We start from the raw sequence: 17,454 nt of genomic DNA, 5'->3' as shown, positions 1-17,454 counted from the left end.
AAGAAGGCTGAAGTCCGAGATGAACGCAGAAAGCCGTACCAGGCTCGACCAGACGCCCGAATGGACCGCGCTGGCCGAGCACCGGGAGCAGCAGGGTGAGGTCCAGCTGCGCGAGCTGTTCGCGGCGGACCCCGGGCGCGGTACCGGGTACACGCTGGAGGTCGGCGATCTGCACGTCGACTACTCCAAGCATCTGGTCACCGACGAGACGCTGCGGCTGTTGCGTGAGCTGGCCGCCGCGACCGACGTGTTCGGGCTGCGGGACGCCATGTTCCGCGGCGAGAAGATCAACACCACCGAGGACCGCGCCGTCCTGCACACCGCGCTGCGCGCCCCGCGCGACGCGGTGATCGAGGTCGACGGCGAGAACGTGGTGCCGGCCGTGCACGCCGTGCTCGACCGGATGAGCGGCTTCGCCGAGCGCATCCGGTCCGGGGAGTGGACCGGCCACACCGGGCGGCGCATCAAGAACATCGTCAACATCGGCATCGGCGGCTCCGACCTCGGCCCGGCGATGGCGTACGAGGTGCTGCGCTCCTACACCGACCGCGACCTGACCGTCCGCTTCGTGTCGAACGTGGACGGCGCCGACCTGCACGAGGCCGTGCGTGACCTGGACGCGGCGGAGACGCTGTTCGTCATCGCCTCCAAGACGTTCACCACGATCGAGACGATCACCAACGCGACCTCCGCGCGCGAGTGGCTGCTCGCCGAGCTGAAGGCCGGCCCCGACGCCGTCGCCAAGCACTTCGTCGCACTGTCGACGAACGCCGGGAAGGTGTCGGACTTCGGTATCGACACGGCCAACATGTTCGAGTTCTGGGACTGGGTCGGCGGACGCTACTCGTACGACTCGGCGATCGGCCTGTCCCTGATGATCGCGATCGGCCCGGACCGCTTCCGGGAGATGCTCGACGGGTTCCGGATCGTCGACGAGCACTTCCGGACGGCGCCCGCCGAGTCCAATGTGCCGCTGCTCCTGGGGCTGCTGGGGATCTGGTACGGCAACTTCCACGACGCCCAGTCGCACGCGGTGCTGCCCTACAGCCACTACCTGTCCAAGTTCACGGCCTACCTGCAGCAGCTGGACATGGAGTCCAACGGCAAGTACGTGGGCCGGGACGGTGAACCGGTGGCGTGGCAGACCGGGCCGGTGGTGTGGGGCACGCCGGGGACGAACGGGCAGCACGCGTACTACCAGCTGATCCACCAGGGCACGAAGCTGATCCCGGCGGACTTCATCGGCTTCGCCGAGCCGGTCGCCGAGCTGAGCGACACGCTCAAGGCCCAGCACGACCTCCTCATGGCCAACTTCTTCGCCCAGACCCAGGCGCTGGCCTTCGGCAAGACGCCGGACGAGGTGCGCGCGGAGGGCGTGCCGGACGAACTGGTGCCGCACAAGACGTTCCTGGGCAACCACCCGACGACCACGATCCTGGCGAAGGAGCTGACCCCGTCGGTCCTCGGCCAGCTGATCGCGCTGTACGAGCACAAGGTGTTCGTCCAGGGCGCCGTCTGGAACATCGACTCCTTCGACCAGTGGGGCGTCGAGCTGGGCAAGGTCCTCGCCAAGCGGGTGGAGCCGGCGCTGACGGAAGGGGCGCAGGTGCCCGGCCTGGACGAGTCCACGAAGGCGCTGGTCGCCAAGTACCGGACACTGCGCGGACGGTAGCCGTACGGGGCGGGGAAGCGGGCGGCCGCGCGACGTCCACTTCCCCACCCGGCCCGCGGCGCCGCCTCAGTGCCCCAGTCCGGCGCCCCCGTCGACCGGGACGACCGCGCCGCGGACGTACCCGGCGCCGGCCAGGAAGACCACCGCGTCGGCGACCTCCTCGGGGGTGCCCAGGCGTCCGGCGGGGGTGGTCCGCAGCAGTGCGCCACGCTGGTCCGGTGTGAGAGCGCGGCTCATGTCGGTCTCGGTGAGGCCGGGGGCGACGACGTTGCAGGTGATGTCGCGGGGGCCGAGCTCCTGGGTGAGGGCGCGGGCGAAGCCGACGAGACCGGCCTTCGCCGCCGCGTAGTTGGTCTGGCCGGGGGCGCCGCGCAGGGCGGCCGTGGAGGAGACCAGGACGATACGGCCGTGGCCCGCGCGCAGCATGCCCCGCACCGCGCGCCGGGCCACACGGAAGGCCCCGGTGAGGTTGGTGTCGAGGACCGAGGTGAAGTCCGCCTCGGTCATCCGGACCAGCAGACGGTCCTGGGTGGTGCCCGCGTTGGCGACCAGGACGGAGACCGGGCCGTGGGCGGTCTCCGCCTCCTTGAAGGCCTGGTCGACCTGGGCACTGTCCGTCACATCGCACCGGACGGCGAGGAAGCCCTCGGCGCCGGGGGGTTCGGTGCCCCGGTAGGTCACCGCGACCCGGTCCCCGGCCGCCGCGAAACGGCGGGCCATGGCCAGGCCGAGGCCTCTGTTGCCACCGGTGACGAGGACCGAGCGGGGCGTGGGCTGTGTCATCGAGCTGTCCGTCTCTCTTTGTCGGGTTTCTCTCCGGCGCCTACCGAGGGCCGTGTGCGCAGGCCCACGACGGCCACCGCGCATCCGATGAGCGCGAGGGCGGCGACCGAGAGCGTGGCGGCGTGCATGGCGTCGAGGAAGGCGCGGTCGGCCGTGGTGGCCAGCTCGGGCAGGTCCAGGGAGCGGGACAGGGAGCGGGCGGCCTCGGCGGAGGCGCGGGCCTGTTCCTCGGCCGCCGGGGACAGACCCCGCGTGGCGCCGGGCAGTTCGGCTTCGGCCATCCGGTGCCGGTAGACGCCGGCGAGGATCGAGCCGGCCATGGCCACCCCCAGGGTGCCGCCGACCTGCCGGGTGACGCTGTTGACGGCGGAGCCGGCACCCGCCAGCCGCGGCGGCACCCCGCGCATCATCACGGCCGTGACCGGCGTGCCGACCAGACCCATGCCGAAGCCCTGGATCCACAGCAGGACGGCGACCACCCAGAGGGGGGTGCTCCCGTCGAGCCAGGCGTAGGCGACGTAGGTGAGGGCGGTGGCCAGGACGCCGGAGGCGACCGTCCAGCGGGCGGACCACAGGCGGCTCAGCGCCGGGGACGCCTGACTGCCGAGGACGATGCCGACGGCGGCGGCGATCATCACGGTGCCCGCGTCGGCGGGGGAGAGGCCCCGGGGGCCCTGGAGGTAGAACGCCGCGTAGAACAGGTGACCGGCCAGTGCCATGAAGGCGATCAGCAGCACCACGCTGCCCGCCGTGAAGCCGGGCTGCCGGAACAGCCTCAGGTCCAGACTGGGCGCCGCGGACCTGCGCTGACCGGCGACGAAGACCGCCAGCACGACACCGCCCAGCACCAGGGGCAACAGGACGTGCGGGCCGTACCAGACGCTGCCGCCGCCGAGTTCGATGATGCCGTAGACGACGCCGCCCAGGCCGAGCACCGACAGGGCGAGACCCGGCAGGTCGAGCACCCGGCGGCGGGAGCCGCCGAGGTCGGGGACGACGGCGAGGACCGCCGGCAGACACAGGGCCACGATCGGCACGTTGACCAGGAACACCGAGCCCCACCAGAAGTGGCTGAGCAGCGCCCCGCCCGCGACGGGGCCGACGGCCACGCCGAGGCCGCTCGACGAACTCCAGATCGCGATCGCCCGGGTGCGCTTCTCCTCGGGGGTGCTCTGCACGATGACCGTCAGCGTCGCGGGCATCAGCAGGCCGCTCCCCGCCCCCATGAAGGCCCGCGCCACGATCAGCCACGCCGGGCTGTCCACGAACGCGCCCGCGCCGGAGGCCACGCCGATCAGCGCGAGCCCGGCGACCAGCGTCCTGCGGGGGCCGAAACGGTCGGCCAGCGCGCCCCCCGCGAACAGGGTGCAGGCGACGACCAGGGTGTAGGCGCTCGCCACCCACTCCAGCTCGCCGGGGGTCGCGCCCAGGCCCTCGACCGGGTCGGCGAGGGTGGTGACGGCGACGTTGAGGATCGAGGTGTCCAGCCAGATCAGCATCTGCGCGCAGACCACGACCAGGAGGACGGGCCAGGAGCGGGCGGGTGAGGCGGCCGGTGTCGCGGTCGTCCGGCTCACGGTGCTCACCGCGTGTCTCCGTTCTTCTCGTGACCGCGCGGAGCTTCGTGCGGTTCTCGGCGCCGCTCTCGGTCCGGTTCCCGGAGCCGCTCCCCGCCCAGCTCGGCGTGTCTGCGCAGCGCCCGGTCGATCAGGGCCTCGGCCGCGCCGGTGTACCGGGCCGGATCCAGCAGGTCCGAGAGCCGGTCGGGGGTGAACCGGGCGGACAGTTCCGGGTCGGCGGCCAGTACCGCACGCAGGGGGCGGCCGGTGTCGGCGGCCTCGGCCGAGGCCGTGGTCAGGAGCTTCTTCGCGCGGACCTTGCCGAGCACCGGGGCCAGCGCCACGTTCAGACGTTCGGTGACGATGGCGCCGCCGGTCAGTTCGAGGTTGGCCCGCATGCGCTCCGGATGGACGATCAGCCCTTCCGCGAGTTCGACGGCGGTGTGCGCGGCCCCGCCCGTCAGGCGCAACGCCTCCCGCAGCGGCTGCCACTCGGCGTGCCACGCCCCGGCGGGTCTCTCGTCCTCGGCGAGCAGACACTGCGCCAGCACGAGAGCGTGCGCGGGGACCTGCCGGGCGGCCGACACGATCAGCGTGGCCAGCGCGGGGTTCCGCTTCTGCGGCATGGCCGAGGACGCGCCGCGCCCGGCCCCGGCCGGCTCCGACAGCTCACCGATCTCCGTGCGGGACAACGTCTGCACATCGAGCGCGAACTTCCCGAGCGCTCCGGTGACGAGCTGGAGCGCGGCCCCGAGTTCGGCGACAGGAGTGCGGACGGTGTGCCAGGGCAGGGTGGGCTCGGCGAGGCCCAGCGCCTCGGCGAACGGCTTGAGCAGCTCCAGTCCGCCCTCACCGGTGCCGCCGTCGCCTGTTGCGTCCGGGCCCCCGCGGTCCACAATCGCGTACTCCCGATAGGCGGCCAACGTCCCACCCGCCCCTCCCAACTGGGCCGGAAGCCGCGAGGCCACCGCCCGCACCCGCACCGACGCGTCGGTGACCAGCTCCAGCCAACCCGCCGCCTTCAGCCCGAAGGTCGTCGGTACCGCGTGCTGGGCGAGGGTGCGGCCGGCGAGAACGGTGCGGCGGTGGGTGTCGGCCAGCGCGGCGAGGGCGGCCGTCACGCGGCACAGGTCCGCCGCGATCAGGTCGAGCACCCGGCGGCCGATCAGCATCGCCGCCGAGTCCAGGATGTCCTGGCTGGTGGACCCCCGGTGCACATACTCCGCGGCGGCCGGATCCTTCGCGGCGACGACCTCCCCGAAGACGGTCACCAGGGCGACCACGGGATTGGCGGCCGCCCGGGACGCGTGGGCGAGGGCAGCCAGGTCCAGGCGTTCCGCGCGGGCCGCCGCGGCGATCGTCTCCACGGCGGCGGCGGGGGTCAGCCCGACCGCGTGCTGGGCGCGGGCCAGCGCCACCTCCGCGTCCAGCATGGCCTGCAGCCACGCCTCGTCGGTCACCTCGGCGGCGACGGGTGTGCCCGCCCAGGTGGGGGCGAGCAGGCCGGCATCGGTGCCCACGGATACGGACATCGCGTTCACGCTCCTCGACTCCTCGTGCCTGATGTCCGATGCGGGGACGGAACGACGGCGGTCTCGTGGCTCCCGGCCTCCGCCGTCGGCCCCGGCGCCGACCCGGGTTCCGGCCCCAGCCCCAGCGCCGCACGCGCGATCGCGTCCGAGTCCTCCAGCGTCACCGAACCGACGCCGGGCCTGATGCCGACCGCCGTCACCCAGCGCACCCCCTCCACCGGCACCCCGAAGGCGAACCGGCGCGGGTGCGGCCGGCCCGCCGCGTCCACCAGCCGGGGCGGGCCGTCGGTGACCGCCAGCCCGCCGGGCTCGTGCCCCGGCGCGCCCGCCAGCCGGTACGGGCCGCAGGCGCCGGACGCGAGCAGCCCCCGGAGCAGCGGGTCGGTGCTCCGCCGCAGGTCCACGGCGGGCAGCCGGGCCTCGATCAGGGCGGTGACCCGCACCGGGGGTTCGTCCACCGACTCGGCGTCCACGAGGAAACCGCCCTCGCCGGTGCCCGCCACCGCGTCGGCACCGGACGTCCACGCCCGTACCCGCATCCCCGGGCCGAGCACCTGGACGACCTCCGCCTCGATCAGCGCGATCAGCTGCTCGATGCGGAAGGCCGGCGGGCCGATCGAGGTGAAGGCGTTCAACGGGGTGTACCAGCCGTCGAGTTCGGCGCGGTACGAGTCGCCGGAGACTCCGCCGTGGTCGACGACGAGCCGGATCTCGTTGCGCAGGTCCCGCAGGGCGTCCAGCGCCGCCTTCAACGGACCGCGCACATTGCCGCGACGGGCCTCGGCGACATCCCGGCGCAGATACGCCAGCAGCCAGTCCCGGAAGTCGGCGCGGCCCGCGAATTTCCGCTCTCCGTAAGGGCGTTCGATCCGTTCCCAGTCCCAGCGCTCGCCGGGCGGGACCGCGTGACGGTCGAGCAGGGCCGCCTCACCCCGCCCGTCCGGGTCCGCGAGGCACGACCGTACGAACTCCTCGGCCGCCTCCGCTCCCCGGGCGGCGCGGATCCGTGCCTCGTGGTGGACGGTCCGTACCTCGCGGTCGACGAGCGGCCAGAGGTCCCGGCGGAAGCCGAGCGGGCGCCCTTCGGCCACGCGGCGCCGCAGCCCCGCGATGACGTCCGGGGTCAGGAAGCGCGGCTCGTGGCGGCCGAGCGCGCCCTTCTCGTTCTCGCCCCGGGCGTGGTACGGCACCCCGCGCCGTGAACCGGCGTACAGCACGGGCTCGTTGCCGCTCGGGAGGTACACGAGACCGGACTCGCCCTCCTTGAAGGTGCCGCCGCGGCCCTCGGTGAGCAGGGCCAGGCAGTCGAAGAAGTTCAGGCCCAGTCCCCGCAGGGCGACCGGCGTGCCCGGCGCGACACGGCTCAGGTCGGTGTCGGCCGGGTTCGCGGGGGCCACGTGGACGAGGTGGTGGCGGTCGGCGAAGGCGCGTAGGGCGCGTTCCTCCGGCGACGGCGTCACAGCGCCGTGGCCGAGGGCGAGCACCACCGCGTCCAGCCCCGCCAGGCGCCGGCCGTTCGCCAGTGTCACCCGCTGCGGCGGGTTCGCGGTGTCCTCGTCGTGCCCGGTTTCGGCCTCGTCGGTGAGTGCGACAGCCGTCGTCCGGTGGGTGCGGACCGTCACGTGCGCGGGGGCCGTGCGCAGCAGGTGCCGGAAGACCCATTCCAGGTAGTGGCCGTGGAACGCGCGGGTCGGATAGGTGTCGGGGCCGAGCCGCCGGGCCTCCTCCACCGCCCGTGCGGGCAGGGCCTGTGCGACGTCCCGGCCGAAGCCGTCCTCGACGTCCCTGCCGCGGATCGCGCACGCCCACTCGTAGAGGCTCGGTCCCGGCACCGAGGGTCCCGCGCAGTCCACGCTGTCGTCGGTGAACAGGGTCACCTGCGAGGCGACCGTGTTCATCAGCAGCTCGCCCGGCTGGTCCGTGCGCCAGACCGCGCCCGCGCCCGGCGGGTACGGATCGACGAGGTGGACCTCGACCGGCCGCCCGACCCCTCGCGCGTTGGCGCAGATCCGCTCCAGCACGGAGAGGCCGCGCGGACCGGCGCCGATCACGCAGAGGGCGAGGGCGTCATCGGTTCGGGTCATTCCCGGCCCAGCCCGTCGCGCCAGCTCGCTCTGACCGGCTTCCAGCCGAGGGCCGTACGGGCGCGGTCGTTGGCGGCGCCGTGCGCGGCGTTGAGCTGGTGGGCCATGAACCAGCCGAGCAGCCGGGGCGCGAGAGCCGCGGGGACCGTGCGCGGGGAGGGCGCGGCCAGCGTCCGGGCGAGGTGCGGCAGCCACTGCGCGGCGGGGGCGGGGTCGTCGTCCGTCACATGGAACACCCCGGTGGCGTCGGACTCGACGGCCGTCACGGCCGCCCCCACCGCGTCCTCGACGTGCAGGAACGACGTGATCCCGGCCCCGCCGCCGGCCAGCGGCAGCCGTCCGGCCAGCACGGACGCGGCGGTCGCGCCGGTCCGGGCGTACGCGGTGCGCGGGCCGTACAGCGTGCCGTAGCGCAGCACCACCCCCTGCGGGCCGTCACCCGTCACCCGCCGTTCCAGCTCGGCGACGGCCCGTACGGTCGAGGCCCAGCCGGGGTCGGGGGCGTCCACGTACAGCGGCGCGTCCTCGTCCAGGACCGGATCGCCCGCCGGGGCGGCGGCGAAGGCGATGGACTGGGCGACCAGCCGGCGCGCGCCGGCTTCGCGGGCCGCCTCGACCAGATGGGCGGTGCCCTCGGTGCGCAGCCGCGCGGTGAGGGCGAAGGCTCCGGGCGGGTCGTCGCCCAGCAGCCGCAGGGCCGACAGCTGGTGGACGACCGCCTCGGGACGGGCGGCCGACACCGCCGACAGCACGGCGGCACGGTCGAGGGCGTCGGCGACCACCACCTCGTCGGCCTCGGGGGCCCGGCCCAGGGAGCCCTGCCGCACCAGCGCGCTCACGTGATGGCCCCGCGCCCGGAGCGCGCCCACCAGCGGATGCCCGACCACTCCGGTGGCCCCGGCGACGAGTACACGCACGCCTCAGCCCTCCGCACCCGGTGCGAGGGGGGTGGCGATCCGCATGAGCAGACGGCACGCCGGGTCGCCGTCCCGCAGACAGCTCTCGGCCCGGTTCTCCGTCAGGGTCGCGCCGAGGCCCTCGGACCAGCCCGCGTGGACGGCGGTGCAGGGGCAGCGGTACCCCTCCAGGGAACCGGCCATCCGGACCATGGTGATCGCGAAGTTCCGCTTCAGGGTGAGCACGACGAGGTCGTCGTCCTCGACCTCGGTGGAGGCGTTGCGCAGCTCCGGCGGGAACATCCGGTCGCCGCACTCGTCGTAGCGGCGGCGCAGCTCCTCCAGGTCCTTGCGGCTGTCGCCGGTGTCCGGGAGCGGTCCGCGCAGCCGGGCGACGCGCTGCCCGACGTGCAGGGCGACCTTCCCCATCGCCTCCGCGTTGATCTCGTTGGCGACCTCCTGGCCGTACCGCGCGGCGACCCCCTGGTACCAGTTGGCGTCGTGCTGCCACCAGAGCCGGTACGCCTCACCGGCGCGGGCGCGGTGGTTGACGCCGTCGGCGTCGCTGTGCGTGCTCATGCGTGCTGCTCCTCGGCGGCGGTCGCGGCGGCCAGGCGGGCCGCGAACCGGTCCCGCATCACTCGTTTGAGAACCTTGCCGGTGGCGCCCTTGGCCACGTCGTCGGGCTTCATCCGCAGCGCCCGGGTGACCGGCGGGAACCCGGCGGCCGTCAGCACGGCGTTGACGCGCGCGGTCCACACCTCGTCGTTCTCACCGTCGTCGTCGGTGCCCTCGCCGTCCGCGAGCTGGAGCAGCGCGTACGCCTCGGCCTCCCCGTCGCCGTCCCAGTCCGCGCGGACGCCGTCGGGGGCGACCCCCACCACCGTGCAGTCGGCGAGCCTCGGCAGCCCGGCCAGCAGCAGTTCCTCGGTGCGGGTGCTGAAGACGATGCCGGCGCGGGTGCGCACGGCGTCCGGGACCCGGTCCAGGTGGTAGAAGTTGCCCTCCTCGTCCTGGTGGGCGAGGTCGCCGGTGAGCCAGTAGCCGCCGAGCCGCATCCGGTTCCAGGTCAGTGAGTCGTTCCAGTAACCCGGCGTGAGCGTGGGCGACTTGAGACCCAGCCGGCCGATCTGCCCGGGTGGCAGCGGGGTGCCGTCCTCCGCCAGCACCGCGGCCTCGGCGAAGCTGATCGGCTTGCCGACGCGGCGGGAGTAGGCCGAGGTGTCCTTGGTGTGCCGGTTGTGGAAGACGGAGTACCCGGCCTCCGACGAACCGAGGCCGTCCACGAAGACCGAGCCGTCGACCCGGACCCGGCTCAGGTCGCGCCGGATCTCGGTGTGGCTCCCGTGTTCCACGAGCGCCCGGATGTGCGCCTCGTGCGCCGCGTCCCCGGTGTTGAACCACACCTGCACGCTGGACAGGTCACGTGCCGCGAGGTCCTCCGCCGCCATCTCGCCGAAGGTCCCGGCGAAGGCCAGGACGGTCGTCGGCCGGAACTCCTCGACGGCGTCCAGCACGTCCGGGCCGCGCTGGCTGGAGAGCAGCTTGATGTCCGTGCGCAGCAGCAGGCAGTACAGCAGCGTCGCCACCATCGCGTTGTGCGCGCCGGGCAGTCCCACCAGCGTGCGCTCCATGTCGGCGCCGGTGGAGAAGCGCAGCCGGTGCACCTGGGCGTACATCAGCGTGCGGTGGGTGTGCGGCACCCCCTTGGGCATGCCGGTGGTGCCGGACGAGTGGGAGATGAGCACCGGGTCGGTCGGGTCGTGCCGGTACGGGTACGACGGCGGGAGCGACGCGCGGTGCTCCGGCCGGATGTCGGCGGCGGTCACCAGGAAACCGAGGCCGGTCCCGCCCGCCGCGACCTCGGCGTCGCCGGTCAGCACCTCGCGGTGGGCCTCGTCGGTGAAGGCACCCACCGCGCCCTGCCGGCGGACGTACTCCCGGGCGGTCTCCGGGGCCAGGTTGCCGTTGACGAACGAGGGGACGGCGCCGAGCGAGGTCAGCGCCAGGAAGTTCACCGCGAACTCGGCGGCGGAGAAGGAGTGGACGGCCACCGGGTCCCGGGGCCGCACGCCCCGGGCCGCGTACCAGCCCGCGTACGTCTCCACCACCTCGTACAGCTGCCCGAGCGTCAGCACCTCGGGCCGGCTGCCGTCCGGCGCGCGCCAGGTGCCGTCGGTCCGCAGCACCGGCTCGTCGAGCGGGCGTGCGTAGGCGCGCAGCCGCCCGAGGACGTTGCCGGCGCCGAGTTCGGTGTCGGAGCAGATCCGCGCCCGCTCCTGCCTACTGATGAGCATGGGTCTCCGTCTCGTTTCTTTCCGGGAGGCGTTCGGCGTCCAGGCGGAACGCGGGCGTCCGGGGTTCGGTGACCAGGACGTGGGTGCCGCCGTCCCGCAGCAGCCGCCGGTGGGCGGCGGCCAGGTCGAACAGGCCCTGGACGCTGCCGGGGTGCGCGAGGGCCGCCGGCCGCGCGCCGTCGTGCGTGTCCGTCGCGCGGACGCTCACGGGTACGCCGGGGCCGGGGCGGCCGAGCAGGACGGCCGCCGCCAGGGCGGCGGCTTCCGGGAGGTCCGGGACCGGCCGGCCGCTGATCGCGGAGAGCTCCCGGTGCACGGCGGCCGTACGCGCGCCGCCGCCCAGTTCGACGCCCGCCACCAGGACCCGGTCGAGATCCGGGTCCTCCAGGAGGAGGTCGGCCATGGCCAGCAGTTCGGTCACCGGATCGTCGAGCGTGGAGAGGCTGAACATCTGCCCGGTGATCCGGAACTCCCGGCTGATGTGCCCCAGCACGGAGTTGGGCGTGGCCTGCATGAACAGCAGCGGGTTGTGGACCCGCCCGGACACCACCCGCCGGCTCGCCAGATCGGCCGTGGTGGTGTCCCCCATGAGGCTCGCCAGCACGACGGCCGTACGGGCCCCGTCCCCGGGCCGCTCGGTCAGGCACCGCGCGGCGACCTCGTACGCCAACGGGCTGAACGCCGACTCCACGAACCCCGGCAGCCGGGGCAGCGGGATGTCGTCGGGCCGCCCGGTGGCGTGCGTCGCGGTGGCGGTGGTGAGGACGCCCAGCGGCGAACGCAGGGGCCCCTTCCCGGCCGGCACGGTCTCCTCCGCGCGGGCCGGCGTGCTTGTCCGTGTGCTGGTCGGAGTGGCTGTCGGCGCGGCTCTCCCACCGTGGTCCGTCGTCGTCACGGCCGCTCCAGGACGAGTGCGGTGTTGGCGCCGCCGAACGCGGCGTTGATGGTCAGGGCCCGGCGCAGGTCGGCCTGCCGGGCCCGGTTCGGCACGTAGTCGAGGTCGCACTCGGGGTCCGGCCGCGTGAGGCCCGCGGTCGGCGGCAGTACGCCGTCCATGAGGGCCAGCACCGTGATCACGAACTCCACGACTCCGGCCGCCTCCAGGAGATGGCCGGTGGTGCTCTTGGTGGAGCTGACCGGGACCGACCCGGCCCGCTCCGCGAGGGCGGCGCGCAGCCCCCGGGTCTCGGCGCCGTCGTTGTACTTGGTGCCGGTGCCGTGCGCGTTGACATAGCCGAGGGCCGACCCGTCGGGGTCCCCGGCCAGCCGCAGCGCCTGCCGGGCCGCGCGGGCCAGGCCCACGCCCTCCGGGTGCGGCTGGGCGATGTGGTGGGCGTCGGTGGCCGCCCCCCAGCCGACCACGCCCGCCAGCGGCCGGGCCCCGCGCCGCCGCGCGTGCTCGGCGGACTCCAGCACGACCGCCGCGACCCCGTCGCCGAGCAGCAGCCCGGTGCGGTCCGCGCTGAACGGCCGCACCATGCCGTCCCGGGACAGCGCCCGCCCCGAGTCGAACTTCCCGAACGTCTCCTCCTCCACGAGGTAGCCGCCGGCGCACACCGCCACATCGGTCCGGCCGGACGAGATCAGCCGGCAGGCATGGATGATCGCGGCGGCGGAGGCCACACAGGCGTTGGTGAACGTGAGCCGGGGCCCCGTCAGGCCGAGGCCCCGGGCCAGCGACTCGGCGAGGTGCGCCGGGACGGCGTCGGCGAGGTGCGCCGCCGCGTCGGCGGGCCCGGACGCGGCTTCGTCGCGCCCGTCGGCGCCACCGCTCGTCTCCGCACCCGGCCCCGCCGCCGCGTCCCGCCAGTGGCGCGTGATGCTCGTGCAGTCGCCCGCGATACCCAGCAGGACCGCCGCCTCGGTGCCCGGGGGCAGGCCCGCCATGTCGAGCGCCTCCCTTCCGCAGTCCGCGAGGGCGGGGCGCAGGGCCCGGTGCTCGGCTCCGTCGGGGCCGTCGGGGGCGGCGCCGGCCATCGGGGTGCGGTACGGGCCGGTGTCGAAGCGGGTGGTGGGGGTGAAGGAGGGGACGCCGGCGAAGACACCGCGACGCAGGGCGTCCGCGCCCGCGCCGAAGGCCGTGCGCACACCGAATCCGGTCACCGTCACGTCACCGGTCAACGCGGTCACCCCCCTGCGCCGCGTCCGCCGCGGACGCGCCCAGGAACTCCGTGAGCCGCCGGAGCGAGGTCAGGTTCGCGATGTCGTCGTCGCCGGGCTCCACCACCAGGCCGTACCGCTCCTCCACCACGTGCAGCAGCCACACCAACCCCAGTGAGTCCAGGACCAGTTCGGAGTCGTCGCCGAGGTCGTCCGGGACCCCGGGGAAGATCTTGCGGTCGGACAGCAGCTCCCGGACGGTGCCGAGGGTGATCACGGACGACGCGGAGGTGCCCGGTACGGACGACGGTGACGTGCCCGGGACGGACGGCGCGGAGACCTCCGCGCTCATGCCTTCGCCCCGCGTCGGACGACCTCGGTGACGAGCCCGCCGAGGGTCAGGGAGGCCAGCGGCTCGATGTCGGTGTCCGGGATCTCCACGCCGAACCGCGACTCCAGCCGCAGCGTCAGCTCGATCAGGCTCAGGGAGTCCAGCTCCAGCCCGCCGACGGTCACCGGGCTCTCGTCCGTGATGCCGTCGCGGCTCAGCAGGATGTTCATCTCGTCGATGACCGTGGTCAGGACGAACTCGCGGATCTCGTTGTCCAGGGTGGACGTGCTCATGATCGCCATCTCCATGGGGGAATGTCGTGAGAAGGTCATGCGAAAAGTCGTGCGAGGACTGCTCGTCGTGGGAGTCGCCGCTCTCGGGGGTCGGCCGTCGGGCCGCTACGCGCCGCTCGCCGCCGCCTGGAGCGTGGCCGCCCGGCGGACCAGCTTCCCGTTCGAGGTGCGGGGCAGGGTGTCCAGCACCCGGATCACGCGGGGCAGCTTGTGGTCGGCGAGCCGCTCCCGGCACCAGCGCAGCAGCTCCTCCGCCGACGGGCTCCCGGCCCCGGCGGCGACCGCCACGTACGCCTCGGTCACGTCCTCGTGGACCAGGACCGCCTGTTCGACGGCCGGGTGCGCGCGGAGCACCTGCTCGACCTCGGTGAGGTCGACCTTGAGGCCGCCGACGACGACGAGGGAGTCGGCGCGGCCGCCCACGGTGACCGTCCCGTCGGCGTCCACCGTGGCCCGGTCGCGGGTGTGCAGCCAGCCGTCCTCGTACTGGGTGCCGCCGGAGTCGAAGAGGTACGGCGACGCGTCGAGCGCCACGTCCAGTTCACCCTTGTGCTCCCGGACCAGCACACCGGGCGCGGGCCGCCCGACCGTGGGCCGGAGCGTGCCGCCGACGTCGATGGCGACGATGCCGGTCTCGGTGGTGCCGTAGGCCTCGCCGACCGCGACGCCGTACCGTTCGGCGAACCGCGCGGCGACCTCGGGGGGCATCAGCTCACCACCGGAGACGGCGGTCCGCAGCTCGGACAGCTCGGGAGGATCGAGGGCGGCGGCGAGCAGTTCGTAGTGCATCGGCACCCCGAACAGATGGGTGATCCGGTGTTCGGCCGAGGTCCGCAGGATCTCGCGGGCGGAGACCCGGGGCGCGAAGACGACCTGGACGCCGGCCGCCAGCGCGTGCAGCAGCCCGCCGATCAGGCCGAAGCTGTGTGCCGTGGAGCTGAGCAGCAGCAGCCGGTCGCCCTCGCCCGGCATGCCGGGGACCGCCGCGAACGACTCGATCTCGGCGGCGATCGACCCGGGAGTCCTGCCGATCACCTTCGGACGCCCGGTGGAGCCCGAGCTGAACTGGACCAGCCGGTGCCCGCCCGAGGCCGGCCGGCCGCCTCTGCGGCACTCGGTGGCGACCTCGTACTCGGGCCGGAAGCCGAAGGCCGACCGGACGTTGGACCCGGCCCGGACCATGAACTGCGGCCGGCAGCCGGCGCAGAGCGCGTCCACCTCGGCTGGCTTGAGCCGGAAGTCGAACAGCATCACCTGCGCGCCCAGCCGCCACAGCGCGAGCAGCACCTCGACCTGGGTGAAACTGGGCGGCGTCCGCAGCCCCACCGTGCTGCCGGGCCCGATGTCGTAGCCGGCGAACACGGCGGCCTGCTTGGCCACCCGCTCCCGTAACCCGCCCCGGCCGACGGTCTCCCGCTGATGCGTCAGATACGGCAGGTCGTCGTCCCGCGCGTCGAACAGCCGCTGGACGAGGACGCCCATCCCGTCCTCACCGGCCGCGGCCGCCACGAGTTCGCCCATGGGGCCTCAGACCTCCTTGCAGAACTCGCCGATGGGCAGGCCGACATGGCGTTTGTCCTGCGCCAGATAGCCGAGCAGTTCGTCCCCGGTCCGCAGTTCGGTGACGTTGAGGACCTTGCCGCCCGGTCCGAGGACCCGTACGTGCCAGTCGTCCTGCACGGTCAGGCTCACCAGGCGCCCGTCCTCCGCGTGCGTGCGGATCTCCAGCAGCGGCCGGGACTCCAGCTTGGCCCGCCCGACCACCACCCGCCGGGTGCGGCCGTCGGCGCCGACCGCCAGCAGGGCGCTGCCGGAGCCGACCTCGCTGAGGTAGTTGGTGCGGTTGTCGGGGCCCAGTGTGTACGAGTGCAGGGCACCGGCGTTGACCCGGAACGGCCGGGTCGGCATGTACGGCAGCGGGTGGGTCTCGCTGCAGCAGAGCACGAAACCGGAGGAGTACGAGCCGACGAGGATGCCCTCGTCCTCCTCGAAGTGCGAGCAGGTGTCCACACAGACCCGGTCGCCGAGCCCGACGTGCCGGATGCTCTCCACCGTCAGCGTGGACAGCTCCAGTTGCGGGGTCGTCGCCTCCAGCAGCCGGGCCAGCGCGAACACGTCGTCCGCACTCCGGGGGGTGAACAGGATGCCGTCGGAACCACGTTCGAGCACGTCGAAGACGATGGCCGCCTCCTCCAGGTCCCCGACGACGGTCACCAGCTTGCCCTCGGCCGACTCGGCCGCCGCGAGCACGATCTCCAACGGGATCTTCGTCGGGTCGGCGAAATGGATCACCGTGTACGGCAGCGCCATCGCGCCCACGCACGACAGCTGGAGCGTGCGGTCGTCCCGTACGTCGACGAAGCCGGCGACGGGTGCGGCGGTGACCGGCGCACCCGTGGCGGGCCCACCTGAGCCGGGCATTCGGACGGCGGCCCGGTTCTCGGCGGCGAGCGCGTCCAGCTCGTCCTGCGTGGAGAACTTCCGCAGCAGGACGTCGATCCCGGCGTCCGCGAGGGTCCCGGCCGCGCCGGAGGACTTGGCGTCACCCGCGCCCTTGGGCTCCTTGCCCCCCTTGTCGGCGGACTTGTCGGCCGGCTTCCTCGCGAGCGCCGCCGCGGGCTCCGCGGACACCAGCACCCGGGTCACGGTCGGCGGCAGCGTTCCCAGCAACTCGGCGTCGGCCGAGACCACTCCGGTCATCCGGGCGTGGACGGCCGCGTCCACCACCGCCTGGAGCTGCGGACGGGGGACTTCACGGAGATCGATCCACGCGAACCTCATGCGACACCTGCCACGATCGTCGAGTAACGGGGGGAGGGGGGAGCGGTCATGCTCATGTCTTCGGTGATGCCGTCGCCGCCGGACCCGTGCACCACGGCCGCGAGCCGGGAGACCAGGGAGGCGGGGGAGGGGGAGGAGAAGATCCGGCGGCCGACGGCGAGCCCCCGGCAGCCGGCCGCCATCACGGCGGTGCCGTACTCGATGAGGTCGGAGCCGTCCGGTGGACCGCCGGCCGCGAGGACGGGGATGGGGCTGTGGGCCACCACCTCGGCCATCCGCTCCACCGGCAGGGCGACGGTCGTCTTCACCATGTCGGCGCCCAGATCGGCGGCGACGTTCACGATGTGCGCGAGGAGAGCGGGATCGTGCGGGTTCTCGATCCGGGGGCCGCGCGGATAGACCATCGCGATCAGCGGCATGCCCCAGGTGTCGCACGAACGGGCCACCGCGCCCAGGTCGGCGAGCTGACGCCCCTCGGTGTCCGAGCCGATGTTCACATGGACGCTGACCGCGTCCGCGCCGAGCGCCACCGCCTCCTCGACATCGCCGACCAGCACCTTGGCGTCCACGTCGGCGGAACAGGCCGTACTCGCGCTCAGGTGCACCACCAGCGCGCAGTTCCCGAGGAGGTCCGGGGCGAGTGCGCGGGCCCGCCCCTTGTGGACGACGATCCCGTCGGCCCCGCCGGCCACCAGGGCCCGAAGGAGGTCCTCCCACTGTCCGGGAGGGGCGACCGGGCCGTCCGAAACGCTGTGGTCGAGAGGGATGAGCAAATGCCGGTCATCACCGGCCCGAGAAAGTCTTCTCCAACGCAATGGCTTGCCAGTTTTCAGCATGGGTAATGCGCCTTCCCGGCTCTGAGGCCGCATTTCAGAAAGTCGAACCGCGGCAACCCGATGCGGTCTCCATGTCCGAAAAACGATGGTCGTAGAACTTTCAAGTTCTGCCAGGACGTCAGCATTCCGTGCGTGATCGGGGGTTGGCAAGGAGTGACCTGTGGGCAATTTTTATGCAGGTTGACACATGATTATTTGATAACGACTTGACAGGTTCTACCGGGTTGACGCCGTGCGAGGGTGGTGTTCGTGGCACATTCTGCCGACCTGTCCGCGTGCATAGCGGGATC

At 73.5% G+C, this 17,454-nt stretch carries 15 protein-coding genes; 1 reads left to right on the top strand and 14 read right to left on the bottom strand.

The window, feature by feature from the left end; genetic code table 11:
• Positions 1-19 precede the first annotated feature (19 nt).
• The gene (pgi, locus tag STRBO_RS0128720) at positions 20-1,672 is read left to right on the top strand and encodes a glucose-6-phosphate isomerase (RefSeq protein WP_005477933.1); all 1,653 of its coding nucleotides are present in this window, start codon (positions 20-22) and stop codon (positions 1,670-1,672) included.
• A 66-nt stretch (positions 1,673-1,738) separates the two neighbouring features.
• Here pgi and fabG read toward each other — a convergent pair whose 3' ends face one another.
• The 14 genes from fabG to STRBO_RS0128650 form a co-directional block, all read right to left on the bottom strand.
• Positions 1,739-2,455: a 3-oxoacyl-ACP reductase FabG gene (gene fabG, locus STRBO_RS0128715; protein ID WP_005477932.1), complete on the bottom strand. Its 717-nt coding sequence runs from the start codon at positions 2,453-2,455 to the stop codon at positions 1,739-1,741.
• Positions 2,452-4,041: an MFS transporter gene (locus STRBO_RS0128710; RefSeq protein ID WP_005477931.1), complete on the bottom strand. Its 1,590-nt coding sequence runs from the start codon at positions 4,039-4,041 to the stop codon at positions 2,452-2,454. The genes fabG and STRBO_RS0128710 overlap by 4 nt, the downstream gene beginning before the upstream one ends.
• Positions 4,038-5,546, bottom strand: a complete 1,509-nt coding sequence (locus tag STRBO_RS0128705; protein WP_202498777.1) for a nitrosuccinate lyase — start codon at positions 5,544-5,546, stop codon at positions 4,038-4,040. Before STRBO_RS0128705 ends, STRBO_RS0128710 begins: the two co-directional genes overlap by 4 nt.
• A 5-nt stretch (positions 5,547-5,551) precedes the next feature.
• Positions 5,552-7,630, bottom strand: a complete 2,079-nt coding sequence (locus STRBO_RS0128700) for an FAD/NAD(P)-binding protein (RefSeq protein ID WP_005477929.1) — start codon at positions 7,628-7,630, stop codon at positions 5,552-5,554.
• Entirely contained in the window at positions 7,627-8,547 is a 921-nt protein-coding gene (locus STRBO_RS0128695) for an NAD-dependent epimerase/dehydratase family protein (RefSeq protein ID WP_005477927.1), read from the bottom strand. The genes STRBO_RS0128700 and STRBO_RS0128695 overlap by 4 nt, the downstream gene beginning before the upstream one ends.
• Positions 8,548-8,550: 3 nt before the next feature.
• The gene (locus STRBO_RS0128690) at positions 8,551-9,105 is read right to left on the bottom strand and encodes a hypothetical protein (RefSeq protein ID WP_005477925.1); all 555 of its coding nucleotides are present in this window, start codon (positions 9,103-9,105) and stop codon (positions 8,551-8,553) included.
• Positions 9,102-10,823, bottom strand: coding sequence for a class I adenylate-forming enzyme family protein (locus STRBO_RS0128685; RefSeq protein WP_005477923.1), 1,722 nt, complete (start codon positions 10,821-10,823; stop codon positions 9,102-9,104). Before STRBO_RS0128685 ends, STRBO_RS0128690 begins: the two co-directional genes overlap by 4 nt.
• Positions 10,810-11,628 (bottom strand): hypothetical protein, encoded by an 819-nt coding sequence (locus STRBO_RS0128680; protein ID WP_005477921.1) that lies wholly within the window; start codon positions 11,626-11,628, stop codon positions 10,810-10,812. The genes STRBO_RS0128685 and STRBO_RS0128680 overlap by 14 nt, the downstream gene beginning before the upstream one ends.
• Before the next feature lie 86 nt (positions 11,629-11,714).
• On the bottom strand, positions 11,715-12,944 hold the full coding sequence (locus STRBO_RS0128675; protein ID WP_005477920.1) for a beta-ketoacyl-[acyl-carrier-protein] synthase family protein: 1,230 nt from the start codon (positions 12,942-12,944) through the stop codon (positions 11,715-11,717).
• Positions 12,934-13,275: a hypothetical protein gene (locus STRBO_RS0128670; protein ID WP_005477918.1), complete on the bottom strand. Its 342-nt coding sequence runs from the start codon at positions 13,273-13,275 to the stop codon at positions 12,934-12,936. Before STRBO_RS0128670 ends, STRBO_RS0128675 begins: the two co-directional genes overlap by 11 nt.
• A complete protein-coding gene (locus STRBO_RS0128665; RefSeq protein ID WP_225967402.1) occupies positions 13,272-13,556 on the bottom strand; it encodes an acyl carrier protein in 285 nt (94 codons plus the stop codon). Before STRBO_RS0128665 ends, STRBO_RS0128670 begins: the two co-directional genes overlap by 4 nt.
• Positions 13,557-13,652: 96 nt before the next feature.
• Complete coding sequence (locus tag STRBO_RS0128660) at positions 13,653-15,068, bottom strand: class I adenylate-forming enzyme family protein (RefSeq protein ID WP_005477914.1); 1,416 nt, start codon at positions 15,066-15,068, stop codon at positions 13,653-13,655.
• 6 nt (positions 15,069-15,074) lie between these two features.
• Positions 15,075-16,328 carry a 3-dehydroquinate synthase II family protein gene (locus STRBO_RS0128655; protein WP_005477913.1) on the bottom strand — a complete coding sequence of 418 codons (1,254 nt, stop codon included), beginning with the start codon at positions 16,326-16,328 and terminating at the stop codon, positions 15,075-15,077.
• Complete coding sequence (locus STRBO_RS0128650) at positions 16,325-17,164, bottom strand: class I fructose-bisphosphate aldolase family protein (protein ID WP_028796899.1); 840 nt, start codon at positions 17,162-17,164, stop codon at positions 16,325-16,327. The genes STRBO_RS0128655 and STRBO_RS0128650 overlap by 4 nt, the downstream gene beginning before the upstream one ends.
• Positions 17,165-17,454: the final 290 nt, after the last annotated feature.

Source organism: Streptomyces bottropensis ATCC 25435 (assembly GCF_000383595.1).
GTDB lineage: Bacteria > Actinomycetota > Actinomycetes > Streptomycetales > Streptomycetaceae > Streptomyces > Streptomyces bottropensis.
This window is presented reverse-complemented; position numbering and strand designations above follow the sequence as displayed.